The sequence below is a fragment of the Pseudomonadota bacterium genome (assembly GCA_027620075.1).
Taxonomy (GTDB): Bacteria; Pseudomonadota; Alphaproteobacteria; order Rickettsiales; family UBA6187; genus 1-14-0-20-39-49.
Window position 1 is genome coordinate 1 of sequence record JAQCEY010000001.1, and the last position, 26,317, is coordinate 26,317.

General features: G+C 37.1%; 36 protein-coding genes, 1 tRNA gene and 1 pseudogene. 20 read left to right on the plus strand and 18 right to left on the minus strand.

What is annotated here, in order from left to right; genetic code table 11:
• Positions 1 to 92: 92 nt before the first annotated feature.
• Positions 93 to 746 carry an OmpA family protein gene (locus O2942_00005; GenBank protein ID MDA0780630.1) on the minus strand — a complete coding sequence of 218 codons (654 nt, stop codon included), beginning with the start codon at positions 744 to 746 and terminating at the stop codon, positions 93 to 95.
• Between the two features lie 94 nt (positions 747 to 840).
• Here O2942_00005 and O2942_00010 point away from each other — a divergent pair, with 94 nt between their 5' ends.
• From O2942_00010 to O2942_00025, 4 genes are read left to right on the plus strand one after another with little or no spacing between them, the layout of a single operon-like run.
• Positions 841 to 3,246 (plus strand): ATP-binding protein, encoded by a 2,406-nt coding sequence (locus tag O2942_00010; protein MDA0780631.1) that lies wholly within the window; start codon positions 841 to 843, stop codon positions 3,244 to 3,246.
• Entirely contained in the window at positions 3,236 to 3,682 is a 447-nt protein-coding gene (gene tsaE / locus O2942_00015; GenBank protein ID MDA0780632.1) for a tRNA (adenosine(37)-N6)-threonylcarbamoyltransferase complex ATPase subunit type 1 TsaE, read from the plus strand. Before O2942_00010 ends, tsaE begins: the two co-directional genes overlap by 11 nt.
• Positions 3,683 to 3,700: 18 nt before the next feature.
• The gene (locus O2942_00020; GenBank protein ID MDA0780633.1) at positions 3,701 to 4,738 is read left to right on the plus strand and encodes a phosphotransferase; all 1,038 of its coding nucleotides are present in this window, start codon (positions 3,701 to 3,703) and stop codon (positions 4,736 to 4,738) included.
• Complete coding sequence (locus tag O2942_00025) at positions 4,731 to 5,471, plus strand: nucleotidyltransferase family protein (protein MDA0780634.1); 741 nt, start codon at positions 4,731 to 4,733, stop codon at positions 5,469 to 5,471. The genes O2942_00020 and O2942_00025 overlap by 8 nt, the downstream gene beginning before the upstream one ends.
• A gap of 204 nt (positions 5,472 to 5,675) precedes the next feature.
• Here O2942_00025 and rpoZ read toward each other — a convergent pair.
• A pseudogene (rpoZ, locus tag O2942_00030) lies at positions 5,676 to 5,912 on the minus strand (DNA-directed RNA polymerase subunit omega).
• 184 nt (positions 5,913 to 6,096) lie between these two features.
• On the opposite strand from rpoZ, the gene O2942_00035 reads away from it, so the two are divergent.
• Positions 6,097 to 6,912, plus strand: a complete 816-nt coding sequence (locus tag O2942_00035) for an alpha/beta hydrolase (GenBank protein ID MDA0780635.1) — start codon at positions 6,097 to 6,099, stop codon at positions 6,910 to 6,912.
• On the opposite strand, the gene O2942_00040 is transcribed toward O2942_00035, so the two are convergent.
• Positions 6,909 to 7,544, minus strand: coding sequence for a 1-acyl-sn-glycerol-3-phosphate acyltransferase (locus tag O2942_00040; protein MDA0780636.1), 636 nt, complete (start codon positions 7,542 to 7,544; stop codon positions 6,909 to 6,911). The genes O2942_00035 and O2942_00040 overlap by 4 nt on opposite strands.
• 159 nt (positions 7,545 to 7,703) lie before the next feature.
• On the opposite strand from O2942_00040, the gene O2942_00045 reads away from it, so the two are divergent.
• Positions 7,704 to 7,779: transfer RNA gene (locus O2942_00045), tRNA-Thr, on the plus strand.
• 71 nt (positions 7,780 to 7,850) lie between these two features.
• On the opposite strand, the gene O2942_00050 is transcribed toward O2942_00045, so the two are convergent.
• The 9 genes from O2942_00050 to O2942_00090 all read right to left on the minus strand — a co-directional run bounded on the left by O2942_00050 (position 7,851) and on the right by O2942_00090 (position 11,698).
• Positions 7,851 to 8,885, minus strand: coding sequence for a tyrosine-type recombinase/integrase (locus O2942_00050; protein ID MDA0780637.1), 1,035 nt, complete (start codon positions 8,883 to 8,885; stop codon positions 7,851 to 7,853).
• Entirely contained in the window at positions 8,878 to 9,108 is a 231-nt protein-coding gene (locus O2942_00055) for a DUF4224 domain-containing protein (protein ID MDA0780638.1), read from the minus strand. Before O2942_00055 ends, O2942_00050 begins: the two co-directional genes overlap by 8 nt.
• 6 nt (positions 9,109 to 9,114) lie before the next feature.
• A complete protein-coding gene (locus O2942_00060; protein MDA0780639.1) occupies positions 9,115 to 9,387 on the minus strand; it encodes a hypothetical protein in 273 nt (90 codons plus the stop codon).
• A gap of 87 nt (positions 9,388 to 9,474) precedes the next feature.
• A complete protein-coding gene (locus O2942_00065) occupies positions 9,475 to 9,603 on the minus strand; it encodes a hypothetical protein (protein MDA0780640.1) in 129 nt (42 codons plus the stop codon).
• A gap of 134 nt (positions 9,604 to 9,737) precedes the next feature.
• Positions 9,738 to 10,643 (minus strand): DUF2303 family protein, encoded by a 906-nt coding sequence (locus O2942_00070; GenBank protein ID MDA0780641.1) that lies wholly within the window; start codon positions 10,641 to 10,643, stop codon positions 9,738 to 9,740.
• A 45-nt stretch (positions 10,644 to 10,688) separates the two neighbouring features.
• The gene (locus tag O2942_00075; GenBank protein ID MDA0780642.1) at positions 10,689 to 11,081 is read right to left on the minus strand and encodes a hypothetical protein; all 393 of its coding nucleotides are present in this window, start codon (positions 11,079 to 11,081) and stop codon (positions 10,689 to 10,691) included.
• Position 11,082: 1 nt separating this feature from the next.
• Entirely contained in the window at positions 11,083 to 11,322 is a 240-nt protein-coding gene (locus O2942_00080; protein ID MDA0780643.1) for an acyl carrier protein, read from the minus strand.
• An 11-nt stretch (positions 11,323 to 11,333) separates the two neighbouring features.
• On the minus strand, positions 11,334 to 11,456 hold the full coding sequence (locus tag O2942_00085; GenBank protein ID MDA0780644.1) for a hypothetical protein: 123 nt from the start codon (positions 11,454 to 11,456) through the stop codon (positions 11,334 to 11,336).
• An 11-nt stretch (positions 11,457 to 11,467) separates the two neighbouring features.
• A complete protein-coding gene (locus O2942_00090; GenBank protein MDA0780645.1) occupies positions 11,468 to 11,698 on the minus strand; it encodes a hypothetical protein in 231 nt (76 codons plus the stop codon).
• Positions 11,699 to 12,265: 567 nt separating this feature from the next.
• On the opposite strand from O2942_00090, the gene O2942_00095 reads away from it, so the two are divergent.
• On the plus strand, positions 12,266 to 12,790 hold the full coding sequence (locus tag O2942_00095) for a hypothetical protein (protein ID MDA0780646.1): 525 nt from the start codon (positions 12,266 to 12,268) through the stop codon (positions 12,788 to 12,790).
• On the opposite strand, the gene O2942_00100 is transcribed toward O2942_00095, so the two are convergent.
• The 3 genes from O2942_00100 to O2942_00110 form a co-directional block, all read right to left on the minus strand.
• Positions 12,771 to 12,926: a hypothetical protein gene (locus tag O2942_00100; GenBank protein MDA0780647.1), complete on the minus strand. Its 156-nt coding sequence runs from the start codon at positions 12,924 to 12,926 to the stop codon at positions 12,771 to 12,773. The two genes, O2942_00095 and O2942_00100, sit on opposite strands and share 20 nt — an antisense overlap.
• 82 nt (positions 12,927 to 13,008) lie before the next feature.
• Positions 13,009 to 13,548, minus strand: coding sequence for a hypothetical protein (locus O2942_00105; GenBank protein MDA0780648.1), 540 nt, complete (start codon positions 13,546 to 13,548; stop codon positions 13,009 to 13,011).
• A complete protein-coding gene (locus tag O2942_00110; GenBank protein MDA0780649.1) occupies positions 13,545 to 13,931 on the minus strand; it encodes a helix-turn-helix transcriptional regulator in 387 nt (128 codons plus the stop codon). The genes O2942_00105 and O2942_00110 overlap by 4 nt, the downstream gene beginning before the upstream one ends.
• Positions 13,932 to 14,030: 99 nt before the next feature.
• Here O2942_00110 and O2942_00115 point away from each other — a divergent pair, with 99 nt between their 5' ends.
• The gene (locus tag O2942_00115; GenBank protein ID MDA0780650.1) at positions 14,031 to 14,273 is read left to right on the plus strand and encodes a hypothetical protein; all 243 of its coding nucleotides are present in this window, start codon (positions 14,031 to 14,033) and stop codon (positions 14,271 to 14,273) included.
• Positions 14,274 to 14,332: 59 nt separating this feature from the next.
• Here O2942_00115 and O2942_00120 read toward each other — a convergent pair whose 3' ends face one another.
• Positions 14,333 to 14,608: a hypothetical protein gene (locus O2942_00120; GenBank protein ID MDA0780651.1), complete on the minus strand. Its 276-nt coding sequence runs from the start codon at positions 14,606 to 14,608 to the stop codon at positions 14,333 to 14,335.
• A 105-nt stretch (positions 14,609 to 14,713) separates the two neighbouring features.
• Here O2942_00120 and O2942_00125 point away from each other — a divergent pair, with 105 nt between their 5' ends.
• The 7 genes from O2942_00125 to O2942_00155 all read left to right on the plus strand — a co-directional run bounded on the left by O2942_00125 (position 14,714) and on the right by O2942_00155 (position 18,546).
• Positions 14,714 to 14,953, plus strand: coding sequence for a hypothetical protein (locus tag O2942_00125; protein MDA0780652.1), 240 nt, complete (start codon positions 14,714 to 14,716; stop codon positions 14,951 to 14,953).
• Positions 14,954 to 14,993: 40 nt separating this feature from the next.
• Positions 14,994 to 15,329 carry a helix-turn-helix transcriptional regulator gene (locus tag O2942_00130; protein MDA0780653.1) on the plus strand — a complete coding sequence of 112 codons (336 nt, stop codon included), beginning with the start codon at positions 14,994 to 14,996 and terminating at the stop codon, positions 15,327 to 15,329.
• 27 nt (positions 15,330 to 15,356) lie between these two features.
• Positions 15,357 to 15,761 (plus strand): hypothetical protein, encoded by a 405-nt coding sequence (locus O2942_00135; protein MDA0780654.1) that lies wholly within the window; start codon positions 15,357 to 15,359, stop codon positions 15,759 to 15,761.
• Between the two features lie 2 nt (positions 15,762 to 15,763).
• Positions 15,764 to 16,690 (plus strand): helix-turn-helix domain-containing protein, encoded by a 927-nt coding sequence (locus tag O2942_00140; protein ID MDA0780655.1) that lies wholly within the window; start codon positions 15,764 to 15,766, stop codon positions 16,688 to 16,690.
• Positions 16,683 to 17,183 (plus strand): hypothetical protein, encoded by a 501-nt coding sequence (locus tag O2942_00145; GenBank protein ID MDA0780656.1) that lies wholly within the window; start codon positions 16,683 to 16,685, stop codon positions 17,181 to 17,183. The genes O2942_00140 and O2942_00145 overlap by 8 nt, the downstream gene beginning before the upstream one ends.
• A 15-nt stretch (positions 17,184 to 17,198) precedes the next feature.
• Positions 17,199 to 17,375 carry a hypothetical protein gene (locus O2942_00150; GenBank protein ID MDA0780657.1) on the plus strand — a complete coding sequence of 59 codons (177 nt, stop codon included), beginning with the start codon at positions 17,199 to 17,201 and terminating at the stop codon, positions 17,373 to 17,375.
• Between the two features lie 121 nt (positions 17,376 to 17,496).
• The gene (locus tag O2942_00155) at positions 17,497 to 18,546 is read left to right on the plus strand and encodes a site-specific integrase (protein MDA0780658.1); all 1,050 of its coding nucleotides are present in this window, start codon (positions 17,497 to 17,499) and stop codon (positions 18,544 to 18,546) included.
• Positions 18,547 to 19,125: 579 nt separating this feature from the next.
• On the opposite strand, the gene O2942_00160 is transcribed toward O2942_00155, so the two are convergent.
• A complete protein-coding gene (locus tag O2942_00160) occupies positions 19,126 to 19,569 on the minus strand; it encodes a hypothetical protein (GenBank protein MDA0780659.1) in 444 nt (147 codons plus the stop codon).
• A 66-nt stretch (positions 19,570 to 19,635) separates the two neighbouring features.
• Positions 19,636 to 20,523 carry an IS1595 family transposase gene (locus tag O2942_00165; protein ID MDA0780660.1) on the minus strand — a complete coding sequence of 296 codons (888 nt, stop codon included), beginning with the start codon at positions 20,521 to 20,523 and terminating at the stop codon, positions 19,636 to 19,638.
• A 391-nt stretch (positions 20,524 to 20,914) separates the two neighbouring features.
• On the opposite strand from O2942_00165, the gene O2942_00170 reads away from it, so the two are divergent.
• The 5 genes from O2942_00170 to O2942_00190 all read left to right on the plus strand — a co-directional run bounded on the left by O2942_00170 (position 20,915) and on the right by O2942_00190 (position 26,313).
• Complete coding sequence (locus O2942_00170; protein MDA0780661.1) at positions 20,915 to 21,277, plus strand: HNH endonuclease signature motif containing protein; 363 nt, start codon at positions 20,915 to 20,917, stop codon at positions 21,275 to 21,277.
• Between the two features lie 62 nt (positions 21,278 to 21,339).
• Positions 21,340 to 22,095, plus strand: coding sequence for a site-specific DNA-methyltransferase (locus O2942_00175; protein MDA0780662.1), 756 nt, complete (start codon positions 21,340 to 21,342; stop codon positions 22,093 to 22,095).
• A gap of 78 nt (positions 22,096 to 22,173) precedes the next feature.
• On the plus strand, positions 22,174 to 22,662 hold the full coding sequence (locus O2942_00180; protein MDA0780663.1) for a phage terminase small subunit P27 family: 489 nt from the start codon (positions 22,174 to 22,176) through the stop codon (positions 22,660 to 22,662).
• Complete coding sequence (locus O2942_00185; GenBank protein MDA0780664.1) at positions 22,643 to 24,310, plus strand: terminase large subunit; 1,668 nt, start codon at positions 22,643 to 22,645, stop codon at positions 24,308 to 24,310. Before O2942_00180 ends, O2942_00185 begins: the two co-directional genes overlap by 20 nt.
• Positions 24,307 to 26,313, plus strand: a complete 2,007-nt coding sequence (locus tag O2942_00190) for a phage portal protein (protein ID MDA0780665.1) — start codon at positions 24,307 to 24,309, stop codon at positions 26,311 to 26,313. Before O2942_00185 ends, O2942_00190 begins: the two co-directional genes overlap by 4 nt.
• Positions 26,314 to 26,317 lie beyond the last annotated feature (4 nt).

Sequence of the window (26,317 nt, forward strand, 5' to 3'; positions counted from 1 at the left end):
AGGGAGGGAGGGAGGGAGGGAGGGAGGGAGTGGAGGGAATAATGAGACTAAAAGCCCTCTCCCAAAGGGAGAGGGTATATTAAGTGGGATTTTTATAGAGGGAATAGTTGAATTTCAACTCTTCTATTGGCAGACCTTCCGGCGTCACTATTATTTGCAGCAATAGGAGAAGACTCACCAAAGCCCTGTGATGACAATCTGTTATAACCGATACCCTGACTTGCAAGATACTGAGCTACAGATGAAGCCCTATCCTGAGAAAGTTTCAGGTTATGTGAATCAGAGCCGGTACTGTCGGTGTGACCGTCAACCCTTACACCTGTTTGGTTGAATTTTTTCAAGACGATAGCTATAGAATTTAAAGTGCCGTAAAATTCCGGTTTTATATTACTTTGGTTAGTATCAAATGTGATATTTCCCGGCATGTTAAGGGTAATGTTTTTACCGTTTCTTGTTACGCTAACGCCTGTATTTTGAAGGGTTTGACGCAACTCAGCTTCCTGCCTGTCCATAAAATACCCCGCACCGCCTCCGGCAGCGGCTCCTATACCAGCACCTATCAATGCATTCTTACGCCTGTCTTTGGCGTTATCGGCACTAAGAACGCCAGCAAGAACGCCTACTCCGGCTCCGATGCCTGCTCCTATTGAAGTTTTACTTGCCTGTGACTGTCCCGTATAAGCGTTTTGCGTACATCCCTGTAACAACAAAGATAATCCGGCAAATATAATTATTAAATATTTCATTTTGTAATCCTGATTTATGGTTAATTGTCCCTATTCTTTATATTTATATAATCAATTGTCAATTTGTTTTAAAGATTGTTTGTAGAAAATAAGTATGCTAGTTCTTAAATCAAGTAAATATAATATTTTATTACCTTTTATGATGGAAATATACAGAATTGTCATTGTTACTTTGCTCACAACGACGAGTGTTCTGTTCTTTTTGATATGGAGGGTGGAATTTAAAAGGTCGTTAAGGCTAAAATCAACCATAGAAAAGAATAATATAATTGAAAGTGCATCACTAGGCGGATATTACTACTTTGACAATATTGATAAAATCGAATTCTTTTCCCTAAATCTATTTACTATCTTTAATTATAAAAGTGAGATTCAGAATTTCGAACAATTAGCGGATTTTTTCGGTAGTGATAAGGATAAATTAATAGAAATACGAAAAAAACTATTAAGTTTCGAACAAAGTACATTTGCCGCCGATTTCAACTTTAACACGGAAAATGACGTTAAGATAATACACTGCTACGGAAATGCTATAGAAAACGAATCGAACGAAATTGCGGGCATAGTAATCTGGTTTTATAACATTTCGGAATACTGCAATGAAATAAAACGCCTAAACCACGAAAACTCAAGATTGATAAAAGAATCCAAGGATTATATTAATATATTCAATACTATTCCATTACCGATATGGTGGAGAGATAAAAAATTCGATATCAAGCATTGTAACCTTTCATACAGTAAAATAGCAAATGATAGCCTTGAAGACACGCTTAGAATAAACGAGATACCTGAACTTGACGATAATCTTCAGGAACTTTCCAAAATGGCTGTAAAAAAACACCGCACTCTTCGGATGAAAAAACATATGATAGTCGGCGGGGAACGAAGGTTTTTTGAAATAATCGAACAGGAAACGGAACATTGTGAAGCTATAATAGGTTATGCCGTAGATATAACCAAACAAGAAGAGGTGGAACAAGAACTATCACGGCATATATCGGCACACTCCGACCTGCTTGAAAGCTCATCAAGTGCCATGGCAATCTATGGTGCAAATATGAAATTGAAGTTTTTTAACAATGCTTTTGTAAAATTATGGAATTTCGAGGAAAAGTGGCTTAATACCCACCCGACATATGCCGAGATAATGGAAAAACTGCGTGAAAAAAGAATGCTGCCGGAGCAGGCTGATTTTGCCAAGTTCAGAACCGAGCAACTAAAATTATTTCAGGATTTGATAAGTACACGTGATGAGTTTTTCTACTTGCCTGACGGAAAGGCCTTGCGTGTCATTGTTATACCGCACGCTCTTGGAGGGCTTTTATTCGCATATGAGGATATGACTGACCGCTTTGCTATGGAACGCTCATACAATACGCTTATTGAGGTGCAAAAAGAAACTCTGGATAATTTGAGCGAGGGTATAGCCGTGTTTGGTCGTGACGGTACATTAAAGCTTTATAACCCCAAATATGAAGAAATGTGGCCCTACGAAGCTTCAATGCTTGATAAAAAGCCGAAGAACTATGACCTTATAGAAGTTTCCAAGCCTCTATTCAATTACGGAGATGATTGGGAGGGCTATAAAAAAGAAGTAATGGAAAGACCTACTACTAAAACACCTATTAAAAAACGTATCGAAAGAACCGACGGTAAGGTGATTGATAAAACGATAGTATCTCTTCCTGACGGGAACTATCTGTTGTCATATCAGGATATAACGTCAACTTTTCAGGCACAAAGGAATTTAAAAGAAAGAAATGCGGCACTAGAGGAAGTGGACAAATTAAAAACCGAATTTTTGGCAAGTGTGTCTTACCAGTTAAGAACTCCGCTTACATCTATTATGGGCTTTTCGGAAATGCTGGAGGAAGAATATCTGGGTAAACTGAACCTAAAACAAAAAGACTATGTAAAATCAATCATCAATTCGTCAAGTGAATTAATGACGTTGATTAATGACGTATTAGACCTCGCCTCAATGGAAGCGGGATATATGACTCTTGATGTGAAGGAATTCGATATATGTTCAATGTTAAATTCCATTTCTAAAATCGTTTCCTTAAAATGCAAAAAAGAGGGCATTTCTCTTTCTGTAAAATGCCCTAAAAATATCGGGAAGCTGTTAGGTGATGAAAAACGCTTAAAACAGGTTGTATTTAACTTACTGAGTAATTCTATCAAGTTCACCGATAAAGGTGGTGAAATAATAATATCGGCAGAAAGAGGAGCAAAAGAGGGGCTGGTATTCTCAGTTGCGGATAATGGAATCGGAATAAGTAAAAAAATAAAGAATAAAGTATTCGATAGGTTCTTTACTAGCGACAATAGCTTAAAGTCCAAGAACTCAGGCACAGGGCTTGGACTTTCAGTAGCAAAAAGCATTGTAGAATTACATGGCGGTAAGATAAAAATAGAATCTAAAGAAGGTGAGGGAACAAAAGTTACCTTCACATTAAAAAGGAACAATAAAAAACTACTGATACATGCAAATTGAAATAGACAGCCTTGAACAAACAAAGGCATTGGCAGAAAAAATTGCAAACCACGTCCAAACAGGCGACGTTATCGAGTTAAACGGCGACCTAGGCACAGGCAAAACCACTTTTGCACGCTATTTTATCAATAGCCTGCTTGAAAATGAAGAAGACATACTTAGCCCGACATTCAATATAGTCCACCCATATAATACGAAAAACTTTACTATATGGCACTTTGACCTTTATCGCATAGAAGATATAAACGAAGTAGAGGAAATCGGCATTTATGATGCATTTGATGAGGGCGTATGCCTTATAGAATGGTCTCAAATTATAAGTAGCATAGTTCCTGAAAATAGGTTATTACTGAACCTTGTTGAAACAAACGGTAGGCGTTCGGTGACGGTGGAAGGTTTTGGCAACTGGCGAGAAAAAATGCATAACATTATATAATATAACGGTTTTTTAGTAATGAAGAATAGAGAAAGATTAATATCTGATTATATAGAAAAACATAAACTTAATAATGCTAAAAGAATAAAACTTTCAAGTGACGCTTCTTTCCGCAGTTACGAAAGGTTGGTAGACGGCAATAAAACCATAATGCTGATGGACGCTCCCCCTGAAAAAGAAAATATATCCTCATTTGTAAACATAGATAATTATCTGAGAAGGAGAGGGCTAAGTGCCCCTGAAATATTCGATTTTGATGAAAAAAATGGACTTATGCTGCTTGAAGATTTCGGAAATGATAGCTTTACCAATGTTCTGTCGGGTAAGTCTGATATATCATCGGAATATAACGAGCTTGAACTATATCAGGCAGCGATTGATGTTCTTATCCAGTTGGATAGGTCTACATTACCTCATAAAACCCCTGATTATGACGGCGAATTATTAATGAAAGAGGTCATGCTGCTACCGGACTGGTATCTTCCGCATACCAATCCTGAAGAAAATACAAATACCGTTGTTGAAGAATATATCGCCATTTGGGATAAATTGTTGAGCTTTACCAAGGTGAGTGATGATGTGGTGGTTTTACGTGATTATCATGCCGACAATTTAATGTGGCTGCCTGAAAGGCTCGGTGTAAATAATGTGGGGCTGCTTGACTTCCAAGATGCGGTTATAGGTTCTCCTGTATATGATATCGTTTCGCTTTTGGAAGATGCAAGGCGTGATGTTTCGGAGCAAACCGTAGAGCATTGCACAAACCATTATTTAACAAACAGAAAATCAATTGATAAACATACGTTTGAATCTGTTTATTCGATACTTGCCGCACAAAGAAATTGTAAAATCGTAGGTATATTTGCAAGGCTTGCCGTTAGGGATAATAAGCCCAGATACTTAAATTATCTGCCCAGAGTGTGGAAACATCTTGAAAAAGGGATAAAACACCCTGTGCTTGAGCCTCTTAATAAATGGTTTGAGAGTGTTCTTCCGGCTGATATCAGAAAGCCGAGTGCCTTTATTATAAGCCGCAAGGAGGCTGTAGTTGGCTGATAGCTCTTTTTTCCCCGATACTGCAATGATATTTGCTGCCGGTTTCGGTAAGAGAATGAAGCCTATTACAAATAAGATTCCAAAGTCTTTGGTTAAGGTGAACGGTAAATGCCTGTTAGATTACGCTCTTGATAATGTTGCGGAAGCAGGAATCCAAAAAGCCGTAGTAAACACCCATTATCTTGCCGAACAAATAGAAGAGCATTTGAATAGCAGGGATAAATTGCCCAATGTCCTTATATCGCATGAAGAGGTTATCCTTGAAACCGGTGGTGGCATTGTAAAAGCATTGCTTAGATTAGGCGATAAACCTTTTTTTACAATCAATAGCGATGTGATTATAACAAGCGGGCAAACGCACCTGTTTAAAAGAATGGCAGACAAATGGAATCCTGAAATAATGGACGCACTAATGTTACTTCAGGATACGAAAAAAGCAGTGGGATATGATGGGCAAGGGGACTTCAACCTTGCCGATGACGGACATTTGATAAAACCCGAAAATGATAAATGTGATTATGTGTTTACCGGTGTTATGCTTATAAAGCCGGATATATTCAAGGATGTGGAAGAAAAGCCGTTCTCGGTTTACCGTGATTTTCTGCATCAAAAATACCACCATAATGACGGTAGCCTATCAAGGGTTTTCGGTCTGGCTCATGACGCAAAGTGGCTGCATGTAGGAACGCCTGAAAATATAAAAGAAGCTGAAAAAGCTCTTGTAAAATCATAAAAAAAGGAAGCTGAGAGCTTCCCTTTTTAAATTAATATTCTACTTAACTTCCTAGTCTTCAAAATCTATATCGTCACCACCATATATATTGTCTTCAGACTGAGCCGCAGCTCCTTTTTGAGGTTGCATTGCCGCTAATTCTTCGGTAGCCTCTGAAACAAAACCGCCACTTTCATTATCGATAGAAACTTCTTCAACACCATATTGGTCAACATTAACTTTTTCCTGAGAGCCTTTTATCAATTCTTCTCTTAAAGCATCAATATTAACAGACTCGTTAGCTATTTCCCTTAGGGCTACAACCGGATTTTTATCGTTGTTCCTTGAAACGGTAATCTCCGCACCTGACGATATAGCCTTAGCCCTTTGTGCTGCCAATGCAACCAATTCAAAACGACTATGAACGACCTCTGCACAATCTTCAACCGTAACTCTTGCCATATTGTTTCCCTAATATATTGATTAAAGCACGTAAATATACCGAATTTATATGATATTGCAAGATGAAATCTGTAATAAATAATTTAAAAAATTGCTTTTTAGCTACTTATAAACTTAAATAACATATAATTTTCATAACAAGGTTTAACGAATGAGTAACTTTAATAAGGTAAAATCGTATATTATGGATACACTTATACAAGTTTCGATAGGTCTGGCAATCGGATACGCAATATTGATGGCGGGAATGTTCTTTTTCCAACGCTCATTGCTATATCACCCCGTAAAACAAATGGCGTACCCTAAAAATTACGGCATGGACGTTTATAACACCGAAATAATAACACTCAAAACAGAAGATGACAATGCAACAATAGCATGGTTTACACCTCCCAAGAAAAATAAGCCTATCATGGTTTATTACCATGGAAATGCCGGAAATTTGGGTGATAGGGCGGAGAAGCTGAAAGCGTTCCTTAACAATACCGGCGGCTACGGTCAATTAGCCGTTAGCTGGAGAGGATACGGGGGGAGTAGCGGTAGCCCGACAGAGCAGGGGCTATATAGTGATGCAAGGGCGGCAATTGATTATCTGATAAACAAGGGCTATAAAGCCGAAGATATATTTCTGTACGGTGAATCATTGGGAACGGGTGCTGCTGTGCAAATGGCAACCGAATATCCTGTAAAAGCCCTCATATTAGAAGCACCGTTCACATCTGTATCTAACAGAGCTGCCGAGTTGTATCCGTATATTCCGGCACGTCTTTTATTGAGGGATAAATACTTATCAATTGATAAAATTGACTCGGTAAAAGCTCCGGTGCTTATATTTCACGGCTATTTAGATAATATTATGCCGATTGCACACGGTAGAAAAATGCTGGAAGCTGCCAACGAGCCTAAAGAAGCAAGGTTCTATGAAAATATAGGTCATACAAATTTTAATTTTAATGAGATATCGACAGTTACATACGAATTTATCGAAAATATAAATTAATTATTCAAATCAATTTCATTTTTCAAATTCAGTATAACCCTTTGCAGGTGATCAACCCTTACATTACCGGGATGTATAACATCTCCGCATTTTAATTTTACCTTCCCTCGGATTCCTTTTGGAAGCCATCTAAAGTTGGAATGCCTGTATTTTCTGCTGAACATACTATTCCACAAACCTTTTATAGCTACGGGGTATATAGGTACGGGGTCACGCTCGATTATCCATTCTATACCGGGTTTAAAACGCCCTAAATTACCCGTATATGTTAATTGCCCTTCAGGGAATATACATATTGCATCGCCTGCTTCCAGCCCTTCCGATATTTTATTAAGGGCTTCTTCGACACTATCTTTTTTTGCAAGGATAGGTATTGCTTTGTTAACGGTCATAAAGTAATTAATTATAGGCATTTCATATATAAACTGATCTATAACAAATCTTACAGGGCGTTTTAAAGCCGACTGCAAAACCACGCCGTCAACGTATGAAACATGGTTTGAAATAATTAATATAGGTCCTCTTTCCGGTATTTTTTCAAAGCCCTGATGACTAATGTCATACATCATATTTGTGAGTAAATTCGAGCCTTTACGATATAGCGGCTCAATCTTGGAATATTCTTGTTTCAATTTAAAATACCGTTTGGTTGTACTACTTTTAATTACCTTTATATTATGATGTTTATTAGATTAAAAGATAAATTAAAAATATGTATTTTTAATATTGATATTTTAAAATTTGCCTGTATAAAACTTACTCACACAGCAAATGTGTACTTCTTGCACAGTGCCGCTTTAGCTCAATTGGTAGAGCAACTGATTTGTAATCAGTAGGTTGTCAGTTCAAGTCCGACAAGCGGCACCATTTTTCAATAACTTACAGCTAATTTTAAAAACTCCTTGTCCCATAAAATTGTTGTTGTCCCATAAAATTAATTATCTCGTAGGCATTATTGTAACAAGTTTCCTACGATAAACTTTTTTAGTTAAAAGCACATTTGAGTGGCCGAGTAGCTCTTGAGCTCGTTCATCAGTTTCCAGATCACTTGCAGCTTTTGCTCTTAGATCGTGCTCTGTGAAAGTTTCATTTACATCGGTTTCTACTATCAATCTTTTCATAAATCTTTGCCACATACTATCAAAACCACTGGTAGTGCCATCTTCATTTAGGTAGCTTTTTCCATATTTAGTACAGAATAAATATTTTGAGATATCAACCGGACGCACTGTTTTTGCAGTTTTTATTGCTGCTCGAAAATCATCGGTCCATAAATATAACGCCTTTTTAGAAGTTTTGCTAGTTTGGACATATAGACCGTCATTTGTAATATCGGATAACTCTATTTTCAATAGATCCGTTTTTCTAAGACCGGTAAGTAGTTTTAAGTTGATATATGCCTGTATCATCAAAACACCCCCTCTTTGAGCTCTTTGTGTTAATTTTGAGCATTGTTCTATTTCCCAATCCTCAATATATCTGTCTCTTGGTGCATTGTTTTTAAGAGTAACTTGCCCTTTAAAAGGGTGACGGCTAAGATATCCCCATTCAACTGCAACTGTGAATGCGTGTGATAGTAATGCTATTTCTCTTTTTGCGGCTACCTTAGCAGCTCTTTCATTATAATAACGATAAATGTGCATAGGCTTGATATCAATAAGGTGAGCCTCTCCAAAAACTAACTTCAACCTCTTAAGCTGAGCGTAGTTATCTTTTCTTGTTTTTGGGGCTTTAAACGGAATTATCTTAATGGCATATTCATCAAGTAGATCACCTATGGTATTTGCATTATGTTTTATTTCTACTTTGTTAGCATACTCTCTGTGTGCCTCTGACAGAGTTTTCCCCAACCTATAAATAGTCTTCCAATCCCATAAATGTTCTTGCCCGACAGGAACTCGGTAGTAATAGGCATTGTGTTTGTATTGCCATCTTTTCGGCAGACCTTTATTTTCTTTATTTCTCTTAGGCATTTACCATATTCCAGTTTGCCTGAAATTTATCAGGGTTATTAGATTGTTTTATATCACCGCCCATTACATTATTAAAATGCTTTCGTAAAATAACTATACTTCCGTCAGGTCTACGTTTAAAATCCACCCCCATTTGTGATAAAGCCGTAATCTGGCAATCCCTACGCTTCCTGTTGGTTATCTGTTGTATTTCATTTTCTGTAAGGCAGATGCTGTTTTGCATTTTAATTTACCTCATGGCTTTTTTTAATTTTACTTTTGACATACCAATTACTTTGGCACCTTCTTCAGTTACCCAAAAAACTGTTGAACCAAGTGCTTTGCCTCTTTTCATAAAGCCTTTTTTCACTAAGTTAATACAATGAGGGAAGTCAACCGTATTTTCATCAGTCACAAAATGATTTCTATAAGCTCTTTGCCCTTTTTTATGAGCGTGTCCTACGGAATGTTTTAGTATGTGTTCCTCTTCTTTAGATAGTAGTTCTTTTTTGTTGCGTTCCACGTGTCTTTTCTCCTGTATTTTCTTCCCTATGTTTGGTCGAGGAGCAAGGATGGATACGAAACTTGCCCCCCGATAATAAGAAGTTACTTACTTCTTATTGTATTGCTGATATTTAGCAGTACATTTTTTAATATCGTTATATCCGTCTTTCTCACATTTGGCAGATCCGAATGTGAATACTAAGCCGAATATTGCTGCTATTGCTACTGCGGTCATTTTTGCCTCCATAGTTATTATTTTAAACGCCGTCTCTCCGTGCTGTCACCAATGTTTTTCGGCTATAAGGTCTACCATTTCCCTACACCCCGATTTTTCATCGATATATATTTAAATATACCGACCTTTTAGATTTATTCGGGACAACCTAAAAACAACGGCAGCCCTGTTTCTCGCTTGGCTTTTTCACAGGCACCTTCAAAGGCATCTTCAAAAACATTTTCAATTCGAAATAAATTATAGAACCACGATATAGAGCCGCTGCGAATTCTGTATCTAAGCCTTACCGCAACCCTGTATATGTCGCCGCCAACAAATATCGGCAGTCCTATCAAAAACATGTTGGGAACTTTCACCGGAGCACCTTGGCTGTCGACATGCTCGGTTTCGTATATTAAAGCTCCTTCTCCGGAAGATAAATTATTTGAATTTCTAACTTTTGAGTTCTCATTTACCTCGAGATTTTTACTAAAAGCTACTAATGTAGACGGACCTGCAAACTTTCCGCCCAATAATTCGGCAAGTTCTTTTAATTTCTCATCAGATTCCAAGTCACCGTCATAGGTATGTAGTACATCACCTATTCTATCTTCAATAAAAGCCGCAAAATCGGCTTGTGAAAGCTGTTTTCCATCAAAAGCAAGCCAGCTTTTCCACTCTTTCGATAAAGGGAATTGGTAATGTGTTCTATGCTCACCGAATCTAGGCTCGCCTTCATAGGTTGATTTGTGATAGTCGATTACCGCAGTAAGGCTGGGGTTGCTCATTTCGTTATTCGCAAATATGACGCTGTCATCATCTTTGAAGCGATTCACGTGGTCAATAAAGCTATTTAACTGTGTTACAAATGCCGTGCCTTTTCTTCTTTCGGGAGCCGTCAAATATTTGTCTAAAAACGGTTTTATGTCGCAAGCCTTTTTACCTTCGGGTAATATTAAAACTTCAGCAGATTTGTCACCGTGGGTAACTGTTTTTAGTTCCGGATTATAAAGCTGCTTTACAGATTCTAATATGTCTGCGTATTGATTGTTTTCGGACATTGTTTTTTTCCTTATTTTAATTTAAAAAGTTGAACTTAATATTTATTAAATAGTTTTAATTTTACGGACGTTTACATCACGAAACATGTCGTTTTGTCGAGGATTGTTAGGCAAAAGATTGTAGCTTTTGTCAGCCCACGCTATCGAACGCAATCTTGGAGCTTCAGGCTCGGTGACCTTGAACTTACTACGGATATCGAAGCAACCTTTCTCAAGAATCAAATCAATTTCAATCTTGATTTTTCCTTTTGCCTTACTGCCGTAATTTATACAATGCTCGTTCATCTTTTTTGACAGTTGTCTTAAGCCCTGCGAAAGCTCGCTATTTAATTCCCCGTCTTCAAGAGTTGCCAGAAAGAGTGTGAAACTTCTGGCACTATCATTTGATTCGTTATCGTCAGATTTAACCTCTCCGGTTATTTCGTCAATTTTAGACATTTTAATTATCCCCTTTTTTAGATTGAATTATATTGACCAGATCCTGCATTGTAACCAGACGGTTCATTTCTCTATCTGATATACTAATATTGAATTTTTCTTCCGCTATCATGACTATTTCAACAAGGTCTATTTCGTCGGCACCCAGATCATCAATTATTCTTGATTGAAGCTCAATTACCGGCGGTGTGATTACCAAATGGTCTTTAATTATTTGCTTTACTTCCTGTTCGATTTCCATGTTTATATCCGTTATTTAATACAAAAATCGGCGGTGCATATATCAGCCGCATTATAATGATAGGCAACCATTATGGCGGTCATAAAAAGTGCTAATAAAAAATAGCGAATCTGTATTTCTTGATGTGCTTTCATCGTTACATTCCCTAGATATGATTGCTGTTAATGTTATCGGTGCTTAGGATTACGGATATTGCCGCTTTGCGATTTTCAATTGCGGAAGCATCCCTATTTTCCATTATGCGGACTAATTCATTTTGAGTTTGCTCGGATAGTACGCATGATTCGAAAATTCGATTAACTATGTTCATCTCAAGCGATCTAAGTGCCTGATCGGTTTTTTTTGAGATTCTTTCAAATTCTTTTTTATTACCCATTTTTTATATCCATCTTGTGTTGATGAATATAATTATATATAGGAAAATATTCCTAGTCAATAGTAAAGTAGGAAAGTATTCCTACTTTTTTAAAAGCGAGGGAAAGCCTTTGATATGCTTAAGATTAGCGTATTAGGTTTTTATAAAAAAAGTTTTAAAGTGTTTTTTTTACCTTCGCATTTAAAATAATATTTGCAAGAATAGGGATTTGTTTTATTTGCAAAAAGGCAAGACTTGGTTTTGAGGCAGTAGGTTAGATTATGACGTTTTCTTACATCGTGTATTACAATGTTGTTTGCATAATCTATAATTTGGGCAGGTTTGGGGAAGGTAAGAATATTAGACATTAATCGACCCTTTCTTGTCATAAGTAACTACCTGAAAAGGTTAAGAGGCTAGCTGCCAAGCTCGCTTATAAGTAGAAAAGATTAATAAATCGTTAAACTTTCGAGTGATCTTGGTTGGATTGCTTAGCTTTGTTCGTAATGACGAAAAAATTATACATATTTTTGCACAAATATAAATTTTGTGATAATGGTTTTATATATAAAATATATTGAGGTTTATATGAATTTAGATGAAGAAAAACCGTTTAAAGATTTAGACTGGTCCAAAGTTACAAGAGAATATTCCGAATATGCACTGGAAGAGGCAAAGATTTGTTTAAAAACAGGATTGGAGGCTTGCGGAGAGTTAGATAAGAAAGCCTTTTTTATTATCACAGGTGCAATAGGTTATATTTCTGTGTTGTTTCCATTTGTTTTAAAATCTGATCAGCCTTTGTTTATTATCCCTTCTATTGTAATGATTTTAGGCTTTTTAATTGCCGTATTTATTCTTTCTCATTCAATAAAGCCACAAATATATCTATCATCGGGAAATGAACCGGATAAAACTTTATTACCTGTTAGCTTGAACAAAGATTTTAATCATTTTTTGCATTGGGAGTTATACACACAGCAAGAGCTGATAAAACATAATGCAAAACTAAACGCCAAAAAAGGAAAGCATATTAATCTGGCAATAATCGTAATGCAAATAAGCCTTGTGGTAGCGGTTGGGATTTATATTGTTAGCTATTTCCCTTCGTGACTCCTGTTCCCCCTTTTGAGCCGATTTCTTCCTGACTTGCTATCCCTTCGTTAAGCTTTTCTATCATTTGATTAGTTGTTTGTGGTTTTTCGGCTTTTGTGTTTTGGTTATCATTATCTTGTTTTTCGTCGGTCATATTTTGATTCCTTTTATTTTGTGATTATGATTGACTAATTAATCAAACATTTAATTAGTTTTTTATACAAAAATAAAGAATGTTATTTATTTTGTTCTTCTTGAATTGTATTTAAAAATTTAACCAGTGCAGGTTTTAATCTCATTGCAGAATTTGAATTTATTTCACCTTCACGATAGCCGTCGGCTGTAATTAATTTGACTTTCACGTCATGGGCATCAACAAGACTTTTTAACAACTGAATATCCGTTACAAAATGCTTTTTTGATTGTTTGTAAGAGGCACCATTGATTAAATCACTTTCAAAGTTAGTACTAATATCGGGTGAGCTTAATTTAGTTATTTTATCATCTATGTTAAATTGCAATCCGCCATCAGATTCAATATGTACAATAGATTGAGTTATTTCGCCAACTAGATTAACTTGATCAGGATTCTTTGAATTCCAAAAACCGCCTATTTTAAACCAACCTTTTTCTACAAATACAGGCTCCAGTTTAATTTCTTTTGAACCGTCAAAACTTGACTCATGAACTTTAACTTGCCCCGGTAATGTCATTCCCGGAATATTTGCACATGAGGTGTTAATTAAAATAGCAATAATGCATAATATTTTCTTCATTTTATTGACTCATTATTTATTGATTTAAGATTCTTTTTAATTTTAGTTTTATACAAATCCGCAATATCCCCTGCCATTTGTGAGGGAGTGCTTTTTGTTTTATTTTGTTGATCAGCTGTTAAAATATCTGTAATTGCAGATTCTAATATTATGGTATCTATGTCACTTGGCTTTTGCCATTCAAGCGGTAGTAGTTCTACAGGTTGAACATTTAAAGCTAAACTAAGTTTATAAAGAGTCTCGACTTTTATGCTTCGTGAACTACCGTCAAGAAACTTTCTTACGGTACTAGATTCAAGATTTGCAGAATCAGAAAGGGTTTTCATTCCTGTAACCCCTTTTTCTTGCATTACTTTCTTTAGTCGGTTTCTAAGTATTTTCATAATGGGAATTATTTACCATCTAAAGATTTATAAGTCGCTAGGAAAGATTTCCTACAAAATTATTGACACTAGGAAAGTATTCCTACTATAGTGGGGTTTATGAAAAAATTTATAGAAATTGAACAAATATTATTAAAAGAAATTCACGTCTTTTTGACTGAAAGCAAAATGACACCCTCTGCTTTCGGGGGGCAAGCTTGCAACGACCCTAAAATTGTCATGCGTCTTAAAGAGGGTAGAGAACTCCGTTCCGGAACGATCAATAAAATTCGTAAATATATCGCTGATAACACCCCACTCAAGGAGGATTCGGCAACAAAAGAAGGGGAAGTTTATGAGTAAAGCAAAATCTTTTGATGGCAAACAAATGGATAAAATTATTAAGGATATTAATGATAGAATTAGTCAACCTTGCCTCCCTGTAAAACTTCTACAACCCACTCACCCTTTTGACCTATATTACCCTTTAGCGTGCTTAACGTACTTCTCAAAGCAATACATATCTGTTGAGATTGAGCGCTTTCAGATTCTTTTAGATGATTTATCGCACTTATCAGATGCTTGGAATAGGAATCTAAATCAATTTTATCGGTTATGGATAAGTGACGGATAAGTGATGTTAATACAAATTCTTGAGCAGCCAATTCTGCTTTTATTTTATTATTGGAACTGTTCATAACCAGATACTCCTGTTTTGGATTAAATTTGTGGTGAATTTTTACAATACGGGAGTTGGGGCGTTTTGCAAGATTCGCCCCTGATGTAGGTAGATAGAGGTGTGAATGGTAGTCGACACTGACGGAATGGTTGAATTGTGGCAAGCGGTTATTCTTCAGGCGGTGCTTGATGCCCGAGCCAAGGTGGGGGATTCCAAGCGAGAGGCTAAGAGGTTTGAGCAAAAAAAAGAAGCAATAGGTTGGCTTACCCAAAATAGTGACGATTTCAAGTTGGTTTGTATGTACGCACAACTTGATTCTGTTTGGATAAGAAAAAGGGCAAAAACCATGTTTTTTTTTAAATAAATTTTTCATAACGCTAATTTTTAGCATAGGAGGTAGGTAAGTGTCCTATAACAATTCAAAAGACCTTATAGAAAGGTTTACCAAGGAAGCCTTTAGCAGGTGCATTAGTTTTGCCCATATTAATTCGAAATTATCGGAAGAAAAATTTGCGTCAATTATCGGTGTAAGCAAGGCACAGCTTAGGGATTATAAGAGCGGTATGAGTCTTCCTAGGGTGGATAATTATTTCTATATCTGCTCCGTTTTAGGTGCTGATTTCTTTTGTGACGTATTACCCGCAGCATGTTTGGGTGATGAAGTTTCAATCGTCAGTAATGCAAATGAATCAAAATATCATATATCAGAAGTTGCAATTAAGGAGGGCAATCAATCGTGACCAATAAATTATCAGGAGGATAAAGTTTTGTCTTTAATAGATTTTAAAAGAAAAAAACACCGAGCATTAGACAACATTAAATGCTTGCAAAAGAAAAATAAGCCGGGAACCGAGAGGGATTTAAAAAAGTTCCTTAAAAGCAGCCTGATTGATGACCGGGTTTTCTGGCAGATAGTCGGTACATTGAACAATAGACCGTATCAGCCTGATTTTTATCATATATTGATAACGTATAATCCTGATTTGAGGGCACATTTGAATTTTGTATTACATATAAAATTCGGAAGTCGAGCCGTAAATATAGATTCGATATCCGATAATATAAAATTTTCATCGCTCATTAAAAAGGGGCATTTTGTTGAAAATGCAAATTCAGTTGAGGATATCGCAAAAATTTTACAAACCTACGAAATACCGTTTGTAAGGGGGTGAAAATGAGGATTTGGAGTTGGCGAGATGCCGTTATACAAAGTAGCGAGTTGAAGTCGTACTCAAAGCATATTTTATTAACCTTAAGCGTTTATATGAACGATAAAGGGCAGGGGTGTTATCCGTCAATAGAACGCCTGATTGAAGATACCGGATTAGCAAGGTCAACCCTGATAAAATATCTAAAAGAAGCAGAAACATTAGGTTTTATACAAAAGAAAATCCACGGCTTTTCGGGTCAGGGTTGGAAACAAAATGAATATATCGCTATTTATCCGGAAAATATACAGCAAACATCACCGGAATATAACAAAAAGGTAGTTCGCCAGACGAACCGCCTTAATGAAAAAGGTAGTTTGCCAGACGAACCACGTCACGAAAAAGGTAGTCCGTCTGACGTGCAAAAGGTGGTTCGCCACACGGACACTAACTCTCCACTTAACTCTGATGATGATAATGCGAAAAATGATTTTTCAGAAGTTGAAAAAAATGATGATGATGACTTAAATAAAATTGTCAAAGTTTTGGGATACGAACCTGCAAATCCTCTTAGGGTTGATGAGTGGAAGGTAAAAGGTGCGGATATCGACAAGCACATCATTCCGGCTATACGGGAAGCCATGCGTCGCAATGGAGGCAAGACCGCAAGTTCTTTGAAGTATTTTGACAAGATCGTTGAAGAGTTTTTGGAAAAGAACAAACCGATATCTTACAAAAAATCTAAAAAACAGCCTGAACTAACAGCATTAGAAAAACAAATTGCTAAAATGGGCAGTATCAACTGGTGCATAAAAAATAAAATGTTCGTGACACAATCAGATTTACTTGATTATCAGAGATTTGAGGCCACTCACGGCAAGGTAACGTGGAATAACCTTCAGGATTATTATCAGCAAAACAAACCGCAAAATCAGAGGACGACGAATGTCTAAAAAAAAGCAGGGAGCTAACGTAACACGGGTAAAGGTAAAAGATTTGATACCCGAACATCGTCTTAAAAAAAATGACATAAAATTCAACCGAAATAAGAGCAAAGCAAAAATGCGGGACGAGAATGTTTTTGATTGGTGCTACAACAAAAAAATAATTGACGGGCCTCAATGGGAGGCAGGGCAGGACTTTTATTTTGTGTGGTATAACGGCGTTGTAAAGTTGTACGGCTCGTCGGTGACAGCCGGTTATGAAAGTACGTCCGGCGGTGCCGGTGATAACATCACCGAATTCAGATTAAACTGCTCGGAAGCATATCGTAATTTAGGCTCGTTACTTGAGCCTGAAGGACGTACTCTTTTGGTAGCGGTATGCGAAGGAAAAAAGCCTATTGAACACATACCGGCCCCTAAATATTACGCAAATGAAAGGTTGAGGCGAGCGTTGGACGTTATTGCTATTCATAAAGGATACAAATCTAAACCAAAAATTTAATTAATGGAAACTATCATGAGTTATATGGCTTATCAAAATACAAAAAATAATATCATAAAAATGAATCAGATTTATTCAGAGTATCAAAAGCTCAATCAAGAGGTTAATACCGCTCTTGAATCAGGTGACCTAAGTGACGAAGAGATTGAAAAACTTAGTGATTTAATAAGCCGCTTCAATAAAAGGGATTAGTTTTTAATATCAGATTACATGACATACCGAAAAACAAGGGGAAAGTTAGGCAAGATATAGAATATTCATAATAAAACTTAACAAAAAGGACAAATAAAGGACAATTTATTTTGATTAAATTATGGCAGATTTTGAAAAGAAAATATTAGTTAGCGGCAGGGCTGTTTATCGGGCAAGGGTTAGAATCAAGGGATATCCTGTAGCGTCAGCAACTTTTGACAAAAAAAGAGATGCCGTCGCATGGGCGGCTAAGATAGAAACTGAAATACGTGAGGGGAGATATGACAAGAATTCTGCTGCGAAGAAATATACTATGGCGGATGCGATTGACCGTTATATTAATGACGTATTGCCTATAAAATCAAAGAAAACTCGCTACATATCGCAACAAAAAGGGCAGTTATTATGGTGGAGAGCCAGAATAGGGGCGTACACGCTTATTAATATTACTCCTGCAGTTGTTACTAAGGAGCGTGATTTGCTCAGAAGGAGAGTTGCATCTGCGACCGCAAATAGATATTTAGCTGCACTTAGTCACGTAATGACAAAGGCTTACAAAGAATGGGATTGGATAACGGAGAACCCGATGAAAAAAGCAACAAAATTTAAAGAGCCACGAGGACGTGTGAGGTTTTTGAACGAATCCGAGCGTGATGCGTTGCTAATTGCTTGCCGGCAAAGCTCATGTAAATACCTGCATCTGATTGTTTTAATAGCAATCAGTACCGGAGCTAGAAAGGGTGAAATATTAAACCTCAGATGGGAAGATTATGATTGCATGAGACGGCAAATAGTTGTTCAGGAAACAAAGAACGATGAGCGTAGGACATTATACCTTAGAGGCAGAGCAGCCGAACATTTTAAGGGGCTGTACGTCAGCTTGAAGCAGCCGAAAGAAGGGTGGGTTTTTGCGTCTAGAAACAAAGGACAGCCAATAGAAATAGATCTTTATTGGAGAGCTGCCGTTAAACAAGCCAAGTTAAAGGATTTTAGATTCCATGACCTTCGGCATACCGCTGCGAGTTATTTGGCTATGAATGGAACGTCGCTTGCAGCTATTGCGGAGCTACTGGGGCATAAGACTTTAAATATGGTAAAGAGATATGCACATTTGAGTGAATCACATTCGGCGGAGCAGATTGAGGCGATGAATAAGAAGGTGTTTGGGTGATGAGTGATAAAAAAAAGAAGAAGTTTAAAATACCTAGTCCTGTATAGGCTTTAGTAGGAGTTTTAGTTGGTTCTATTTTAACACCATATGTTAGCGCTAAAATGGCGTACTCCACCCAAAGAGCAGCAATGATAGAAAGGAATAGATCTGATGCAATTAATTCATTGTATGCGCTGGACATTAGTTTAAATAATGATTCGGAATGTCCCATTAATTGGTTGAAGGTTTGACAATATACACTATCCTGTATTTGACAGGGCAGCGTTAAAAGGGCAAGGAGTACGGTAGCCGACACAACTTGCCCTTACATTATTTCAAACTATCCGTTAAGACGGACGGCTTCTGAAATGTTGACAAACATGCTCGAAGCGTTTCATTCTATAACGAATGTACGCATGAACATATACGTCCTTGATGTGCATAACGCACCTCATTTATTACATTTCGGTGAATTTGATTGACTTAGCCAGTAAACACTGTTACACTACGAATCTACGACTCGTAGTGTTTTACTGGTGTGCATAGGTGTCACCGTATCACTGCACTAAAACCCCTCAAAACCGCAAGTAATGAGGGGTTTTATCCGAAAAGTTGTTTAATTCCCCCCTCTGAAATTTCTTGTATAGCTTCAGAGTTATCTGCCCACTTAGATAATAACCACTTATCATCAGTTGCATTATATGTGAATCTTTTATCATGCGATAAATGCGCTGCAAAAACTCGTTTAGGGTCTTTATTATCTAAAGTAACACCAATTGAATCAAAATAGTCGAACAACTCTTTCTTGCTTGCACCTTTGTTTTGTTCAATAAAGTTTTCAGCTATATCTCTTAATTCATATGGTTTTACAAATTTGTGCATCATAACATTTGAATTATCAGACTCTTTTTTGCTCTCTATTTTAACAGTGCTTTGATATGAGTTAATGAGTGCATTTATATGCTCAAGCCTTACATCATGAAGCTTTTTCTCTTCAATTATTTGATTTCTTACTTTGTATAAATCATTTAAGACAGGGTTCATTACGACCTCAAAAATTAATTTAAGGTATATTACTAACGCAATGCAAACATGTCAACAACAAATGCGTTAAGCACGCAACATGCCGTTAAGAACACCGTTAAACACTGCGTTAACATCTTGTTTTCTATTGTTATAGCGATAGCAAAATTCATTTAGATATTTATCAAGATGCTTTGCAGATACTTTATGGAATTGACCAATTATACCACGCTTTAAGATAGCCCAGAACGATTCTATTGTATTAGTATGAATCTGACCGTTAACATAGCCTGATTGGTGATTGATTCTATAGTGCTTAAGGATTGTATGTGCTTTGTTATAACCTCTGTACTCGTCTGTAAGAAGTACAGAACCTTTAGCATTGATGTTTTTTCTTATAAGTTCGTTCAAATCTTTAGATTTAAGGCTATTTTTATCTGCTTTAGATGCTTTCACATTACCTTTACGCTCAACCATGCCGACAACAGGAGTTTTCTTAGTACCACGCCCACGCTTTGAAGGTGGGTTTAAATCGTCATCATCTTTCTTATTGCTTTTACGTGGTTTGCCACCAACGTAAGTTTCGTCCATTTCGATAATGCCAGTTAACATTTGACCATCATCTTTCATTGCTTCACGAATACGCATGTCCATTGACCACGCTGTATCTTTGTTTACCTCTAAGTCACGTGCTAATTGACGTGCTGATATACCTTTCTTTGCATTTAATATAAGTGATATTGCTAAAAACCATTTCTGCAAAGGTAAGCGTGTATCGTGGAATATAGTTCCAACTGTTACAGAAAAAGATTTACGACAACCATTGCAGTGGTGACGCATTTCTTTAGTTAATGGGTTGGTATTCTCTGATTTGCAATAAGGGCAAGTCGGAACGCCACGCCATCTAGCAACCTCTAAATGTTTAATGCAAGATTCTTGTGTTGGAAATTGTCTAGAAACTTGTATAATATTCATCGGTCTAACCTTAGTTATTGTTATGTGGTAATATCAATATACTATGGTTAGGCTTTTGCGTCAACCAATTAATGGGACATTCCGTAATATTATAAGAAAAGATTTGGGGTTAAAAAAGGCTCATGTAGATGATTTGAAAATTATTTTAGGGCCTAGATATCAAAACATACAAAAAACAATTAATAATCTTAATAAAGAGTACGGTATCATCAATAACTTAAAATAAAAAAACTCTTGACTACTGGCACCAGTAAAGCTATGGTTGTAAACATAATCAAATTACTGAATCTATAGCCTGTTTCTAAGCGGGCTTTTTTTATACCATTTTTAAGTTATCAATCGATTGAAATACTTCTGTGTAGCAAGTAGTTATGCAGAAGACGATGAGAATATGCCTTATAAACATAAGAAACCATGTTGTAAGTCGGGATGTCCGGAACTTACGCATAACCGATACTGTCAGCTGCATACAAAAGAAATAGAAGGAAATAGAAAGTCTAAGGTTAATAAAGAACGTCCGGCAGGTTATAATAAACAATATGGTAGAAAGTGGAGAAAGCTTAGGCTTTGGTTCTTAAAGCAAAATCCTCTATGTGTTGTTTGTGGAACTGCAGGAACTGATGTCGACCATATATTGCCGCTTTCTAAAGGAGGCACAAACGAACTTAGCAACCTGCAAACACTTTGCCATAGCTGTCACTCAAGAAAAACTGTGAGTGAGGACGGAGGTTTTGGAAATAAAAAGAAAGTATAGCCTTAAATATTAAGGTTCTTAGTCCATCAGGACATTAGATATAATTCATTAGAATTAGCAACATGAATGAACCTATTAAAAATAACACCATTATCAATGGTGATTGTCTATCTATATTACCCGGCATAGAAGATAAATCAATTGATATGGTTCTATGTGATCTGCCTTATGGCATTACATCGTGCGAATGGGATAAGGTGATTAATCCTAAAGAATTATGGGATAATTATTGGAGAATTACAAAAAACAATGCTCCTGTTGTGTTGACTGCTACGCAACCTTTTGCAACGGACTTGGTCAATGCCGCACGTAAGTTCTTCAGATATGAGATTATATGGTCAAAGACCAGAAGCACAGGCTTTCTCAATGCTAAGAAGATGCCTCTTAGAAAGCATGAGAATATATTAGTTTTCTATAAAGCTCTACCAACATATAACCCGCAGTTTACTGAGGGTAAGGCTTACAAAACTAAATCAAGAAGTGTTAGCCGGATATATCGTAACGCTAAAAGAATTGAAACAGTTAATGAAGGTAAGCGTTACCCTGTTAGCATACAACAGTTTAACCATGATAAGGGTGGCATGCATCCCACACAAAAACCTGTGGCAATGTTTGAATGGTTAATAAATACCTACACAAATGTTGGTGATGTTGTTCTTGATAACTGCTCAGGCAGCGGAACCACAGCTATTGCCTGTATCAACACGCAGCGTAATTATATCTGCATAGAGCAGGATGAAAAATATTTTAACTCCTCCCTTGAAAGAGTTTCTCAACATCTTTCAAAACAAAGGGAGGGGGGGGGCGAATCTCTATAATTAAAGGCGCGGACAGCGCTATGTACAGTAGTGAGTGTGTGATGTCAAAATGAAAGTAAAATGTGGTAATAAAAAATTATGGCAGGTAGGAAAAAAAAACCGACGAATCTTAAGGTAGTTCAAGGGACTTTTCGCAAAGATAGATCTAATCCTAACGAACCAAAACCAGAGCCTGTCAAAAAAGTTCCTCCACCCCCGGCTTGGCTTGATGAAGAAGGTCGTAAGGAATGGAAAAGGGTTGCGAAAGAATTATTTAACATGGGTCTGTTGACCCCTGTTGATATGACTGCTCTTGAAGCGTATTGCACTGTTTACAGTCGTTGGAAAAAAGCTGAAGAGGATATCGACAAAACCGGAATAACCTTTACTTACATCAATCGTGAGGGGGTGGAGATGAGAAGGAAAAATCCTTCAATCGCAATAGCAGATGAATCAATGAAATTAATGAGGTCGTTTTTATCAGAGTTTGGAATGACACCAAGCTCACGAAGTAAAGTCAGCTCAACTTCATCAGGTGACAATGACCCGCTGGACGTATTTTTAAACCGTGGCAAGAAAAAAACCTGATCATGTTGTTACTCGTTATGCAAAGGAAATAGTTAACGGTAAAAGACCTGCATGCAAACTTCATATTTTGGCATGTCAGCGTCATTTAGATGACTTAAAATTAGGAAAAAAACGAGGCATCTATTTTGATGAAAATGCCGCTGATCATGCTATTGATTTTTTTCGATTTCTTAACCACTCAAAAGGTAAGTGGGCAGGAACACCGTTCCAGTTAGAAGATTGGCAGAAATTCGTTATCGGATGTATATTTGGTTGGCTTCGCACAGACGGACTTCGAAGATTTAGAACCGTTTACGAAGAGATACCGAGAAAAAACGGAAAAAGTACGAAATTAGCGGGTGTTGGACTATATTTATTTATCGCTGACGGTGAAGGTGGAGCAGAAATATATGCCGTTGCTACTAAAAAAGACCAAGCTAAAATTGTATTTTTAGAATCTAAGAGGATGGTTCAATCGTCGCCATCGCTTAGAAAAAAGATAAATATTCTAAATTCAAACCTTAATATTGCAGGAACAGCTAATAAATTTGAACCGTTGGGATCTGACGAAGATACAATGGATGGACTTAACACCCACGGTGCTATAATTGACGAAGTTCACGCACATAAGACACGTGGTGTCGTCGACGTAATGCAAACATCAACTGGTGCGAGGGAACAACCTCTAATTTATGAAATAACAACGTCCGGCTTTAACAAGCTGAGTGTTTGTTGGGAACATCATGAATATAGTGAGAAAGTTTTAGAAGGAATAATAACAGACGATTCGTGGTTTGCATTTATTACATCTATCGATAAAGACGACGATTGGACAAGCGTAGATTCTTTTAAGAAGGCTAACCCGAATTATGGCATTTCAGTTAATCCGGAAGACCTTTTAAATAAGTGCAAAAGGGCTCAAGAGATCCTCGGCGAGCAGAATTCATTTAAAAGGTTACACTTAAATGTTTGGACGGAGCAAGCAAGTCGCTGGATTGATATGGACATCTGGAACGAGTGTCCGGCAGTTTTAAATCCTTCGGAGCTTAGAGGTCTTGATTGTTACGGCGGGCTTGACTTGGCAAGTAGAGAAGATGTGGCGGCGTTTGTTTTGTTTTTTCCGGAACTATGTGCATTATTATGTACATTTTGGGTTCCGGAAGAAAATATACATAAAAGGGCAAAAAGAGATAGAGTACCATACGATATTTGGGCAGATGAGGGATATATAACTGCAACCGAAGGAAATGTTGTTGACTATGATCAGATACGCTTGGATATAAATGAGGCATCAAACTTTTTTAATATAAAAGAAATAGCATACGACCGGTGGAATGCTACGCAAATAACAACTCAATTAGAGGGTGACGGACTTACTATGGTTCCGTTCGGACAAGGTTTCGGCAGTTTGTCTGCTCCGACAAAAGAATTTGGTAAAATAATAACAGCCAGACGCTTAAATCATGGCGGCAACCCTGTTTTGAAGTGGATGGCAAGCAATGTTGCCGTAAAAGAAGATCCGGCAGGTAATTTAAAGCCTGATAAAGGTAAATCTGCGGAAAAAATTGACGGTATTATGGCAGGCGTTATGGCGATCGGACGTGCTATTGTTCAAACGGATGATGCCGAAGAGTCCGTTTATGAGCAAAGAGGTTTAATAGTACTATGAGGTTTTGGTTTTCTAAGTCTAAACGCTCAAATAGCAAAAGTTTAGGACACCCAAGAGATCCTGCTTTGGTTAAATGGTTATTTGCCGGAATGCCGAATTCATCGGCAGGAATTAGCGTTACGGCTGATTCTGCTATGACTTTAACGGCTGTTAGTAACTGCGTGAGAGTTATCGCAGAGGATATAGCAACGATACCGCTGATATTATATGAAAGATTGGTAAATGAAGGTAAAGAAAGGGCTGTTAATCACCCTATATATGACCTTTTACATAACAAGCCCAATAGATGGCAAACCAGTTCAGATTTTAGAAGAATGATGCTTGGACATTATCTTCTTCGTGGCAATTGTTATGCAGAAAAAATATATTTAAACAGCGGCAAGTTAAGTGAACTAATACCTCTTCATCCCGATAGAGTTTTTCCTTTTAAAGCTCCGGACGGACATATTGCGTATAAATATACACCTATTAACGGCAAAAGCAGAATTCTTTTGCAGCATGAAATGCATCATTTTGCCGATATTAGTAATGACGGTATCAAAGGTCAGTCAAGAATTGAGCAGGCGAGTGAGGCTCTGGGATTCTCGCTTGCGACAAATCAATATGGCTCCAAAATATTCGCAAACGGGGCTGTTCCCGGATTTTTGTTAAAGCATCCTGCAAAGCTTTCTGAAGAAGCCGCAACCAGATTAATAAAATCGTGGGAAAAACGCCATAAAGGTTCTGAAAATGCGAATAGACCTGCGGTTTTAGAAGAAGGAATGGACTATAAAGAAGTCGGGATAAGTCCTGATGACGCACAGTTTCTTGACAGTAAGAAATTTAGCAGAAGCGAAATTTGCGGAATGTTTAGAGTTCCACCGCATAAAATCGGAGATTTAGAGCGTTCAACTTTTAAAAATATTGAGAGTCAAGCAATTGAATATGTTGTAGATGCTCTGCGACCGATAGCCGTTTCGTGGGAGCAGGCTTATGCAAGAGATTTGTTGTCAGAAAACGATAGACAAAAATATTTTATCGAACATTTGCTTGACGGTCTTCTTCGTGGTGATATAAAAAGTCGTTACGAAGCCTATGCAATCGGACGTGAGAAAGGCTGGCTGTCTGCAAATGACATTCGCAGAAAAGAAAACATGAATCCTATCGGAGAAAGCGGCGATATATATTTAGTGCCGCTTAATATGATACCGGCTGATAAAGTCGGGAATTTTTATGATAGTGATGATACTCCGCCATCAAAAGATGAAAGGAGTTTTGAAAATAGAAAAGCTATATTTCGTGAAAAAAGATCCGTTGAAGAGATTAGCAGAACAAAGGCTGCTTTTAAGCCTATATTCAACGATTCTGCAAGCCGTATTGTTCGTTTTGAAATAAAAGCGTTGCAACGAGCTGTTAATAAATACCTAACAAAAGGTTCTGATATTGAATTTAAAAGCCGGCTTAATGAATTTTACAAGAATTTCGATGTTGATATTGAAAAGAATATGTTGCCGTCACTAACGACATTTGCAGCAAGTATATACGCTATTGCTGCTGATGAAATAGGCTTGGCTTCAAAAACCATATCGCCTGAAATAACGAGGTTTATTAACAAATATTCCAGTAATATGGCTAAAAGATATATATTATCTTCGCAAGAACAAATCGGCAGCATAATAAACTCTAACCCTGATAACTTAGTGCAGTCATTAAATGGCCGCTTTGACGAGTGGAGAGAAAAAAGACCATCAAAAATTGCATTGCGGGAAGTTGTGCAAGGTTCTTCTGCTATTCAAAAAGAAACATACAAGAAAAACGGTATAAGGCAATTGAAGTGGAAAACAATAGGCGATAATTGTCCTTTGTGCAGTTCCTTAGACGGTAAAGTTGTATCTATAGAATCAAACTTCGTTCAAAAAGGCGATGAGATTAATATAGATGGGTCGGCTCCATTAAAAATAAAAAGAAGCATCGGTCACCCTCAGCTACATGAGGGATGTGACTGTCAAATAGTTGCTGCTTAATAAT

Coding starts and splice junctions, on each gene's coding strand:
- O2942_00005 (MDA0780630.1), bottom strand. CDS start 746: ATGAAATATTTAATAATTATATTTGCCGGATTATCTTTGTTGTTACAG.
- O2942_00010 (MDA0780631.1), top strand. CDS start 841: ATGCTAGTTCTTAAATCAAGTAAATATAATATTTTATTACCTTTTATG.
- tsaE (MDA0780632.1), top strand. CDS start 3,236: ATGCAAATTGAAATAGACAGCCTTGAACAAACAAAGGCATTGGCAGAA.
- O2942_00020 (MDA0780633.1), top strand. CDS start 3,701: ATGAAGAATAGAGAAAGATTAATATCTGATTATATAGAAAAACATAAA.
- O2942_00035 (MDA0780635.1), top strand. CDS start 6,097: ATGGATACACTTATACAAGTTTCGATAGGTCTGGCAATCGGATACGCA.
- O2942_00050 (MDA0780637.1), bottom strand. CDS start 8,885: ATGCCTAAGAGAAATAAAGAAAATAAAGGTCTGCCGAAAAGATGGCAA.
- O2942_00055 (MDA0780638.1), bottom strand. CDS start 9,108: ATGCAAAACAGCATCTGCCTTACAGAAAATGAAATACAACAGATAACC.
- O2942_00065 (MDA0780640.1), bottom strand. CDS start 9,603: ATGACCGCAGTAGCAATAGCAGCAATATTCGGCTTAGTATTCACATTC.
- O2942_00070 (MDA0780641.1), bottom strand. CDS start 10,643: ATGTCCGAAAACAATCAATACGCAGACATATTAGAATCTGTAAAGCAG.
- O2942_00075 (MDA0780642.1), bottom strand. CDS start 11,081: ATGTCTAAAATTGACGAAATAACCGGAGAGGTTAAATCTGACGATAAC.
- O2942_00080 (MDA0780643.1), bottom strand. CDS start 11,322: ATGGAAATCGAACAGGAAGTAAAGCAAATAATTAAAGACCATTTGGTA.
- O2942_00085 (MDA0780644.1), bottom strand. CDS start 11,456: ATGAAAGCACATCAAGAAATACAGATTCGCTATTTTTTATTAGCACTT.
- O2942_00090 (MDA0780645.1), bottom strand. CDS start 11,698: ATGGGTAATAAAAAAGAATTTGAAAGAATCTCAAAAAAAACCGATCAG.
- O2942_00095 (MDA0780646.1), top strand. CDS start 12,266: ATGAATTTAGATGAAGAAAAACCGTTTAAAGATTTAGACTGGTCCAAA.
- O2942_00100 (MDA0780647.1), bottom strand. CDS start 12,926: ATGACCGACGAAAAACAAGATAATGATAACCAAAACACAAAAGCCGAA.
- O2942_00105 (MDA0780648.1), bottom strand. CDS start 13,548: ATGAAGAAAATATTATGCATTATTGCTATTTTAATTAACACCTCATGT.
- O2942_00110 (MDA0780649.1), bottom strand. CDS start 13,931: ATGAAAATACTTAGAAACCGACTAAAGAAAGTAATGCAAGAAAAAGGG.
- O2942_00115 (MDA0780650.1), top strand. CDS start 14,031: ATGAAAAAATTTATAGAAATTGAACAAATATTATTAAAAGAAATTCAC.
- O2942_00120 (MDA0780651.1), bottom strand. CDS start 14,608: ATGAACAGTTCCAATAATAAAATAAAAGCAGAATTGGCTGCTCAAGAA.
- O2942_00125 (MDA0780652.1), top strand. CDS start 14,714: ATGGTAGTCGACACTGACGGAATGGTTGAATTGTGGCAAGCGGTTATT.
- O2942_00140 (MDA0780655.1), top strand. CDS start 15,764: ATGAGGATTTGGAGTTGGCGAGATGCCGTTATACAAAGTAGCGAGTTG.
- O2942_00145 (MDA0780656.1), top strand. CDS start 16,683: ATGTCTAAAAAAAAGCAGGGAGCTAACGTAACACGGGTAAAGGTAAAA.
- O2942_00150 (MDA0780657.1), top strand. CDS start 17,199: ATGAGTTATATGGCTTATCAAAATACAAAAAATAATATCATAAAAATG.
- O2942_00155 (MDA0780658.1), top strand. CDS start 17,497: ATGGCAGATTTTGAAAAGAAAATATTAGTTAGCGGCAGGGCTGTTTAT.
- O2942_00160 (MDA0780659.1), bottom strand. CDS start 19,569: ATGAACCCTGTCTTAAATGATTTATACAAAGTAAGAAATCAAATAATT.
- O2942_00165 (MDA0780660.1), bottom strand. CDS start 20,523: ATGAATATTATACAAGTTTCTAGACAATTTCCAACACAAGAATCTTGC.
- O2942_00170 (MDA0780661.1), top strand. CDS start 20,915: ATGCCTTATAAACATAAGAAACCATGTTGTAAGTCGGGATGTCCGGAA.
- O2942_00175 (MDA0780662.1), top strand. CDS start 21,340: ATGAATGAACCTATTAAAAATAACACCATTATCAATGGTGATTGTCTA.
- O2942_00180 (MDA0780663.1), top strand. CDS start 22,174: ATGGCAGGTAGGAAAAAAAAACCGACGAATCTTAAGGTAGTTCAAGGG.
- O2942_00190 (MDA0780665.1), top strand. CDS start 24,307: ATGAGGTTTTGGTTTTCTAAGTCTAAACGCTCAAATAGCAAAAGTTTA.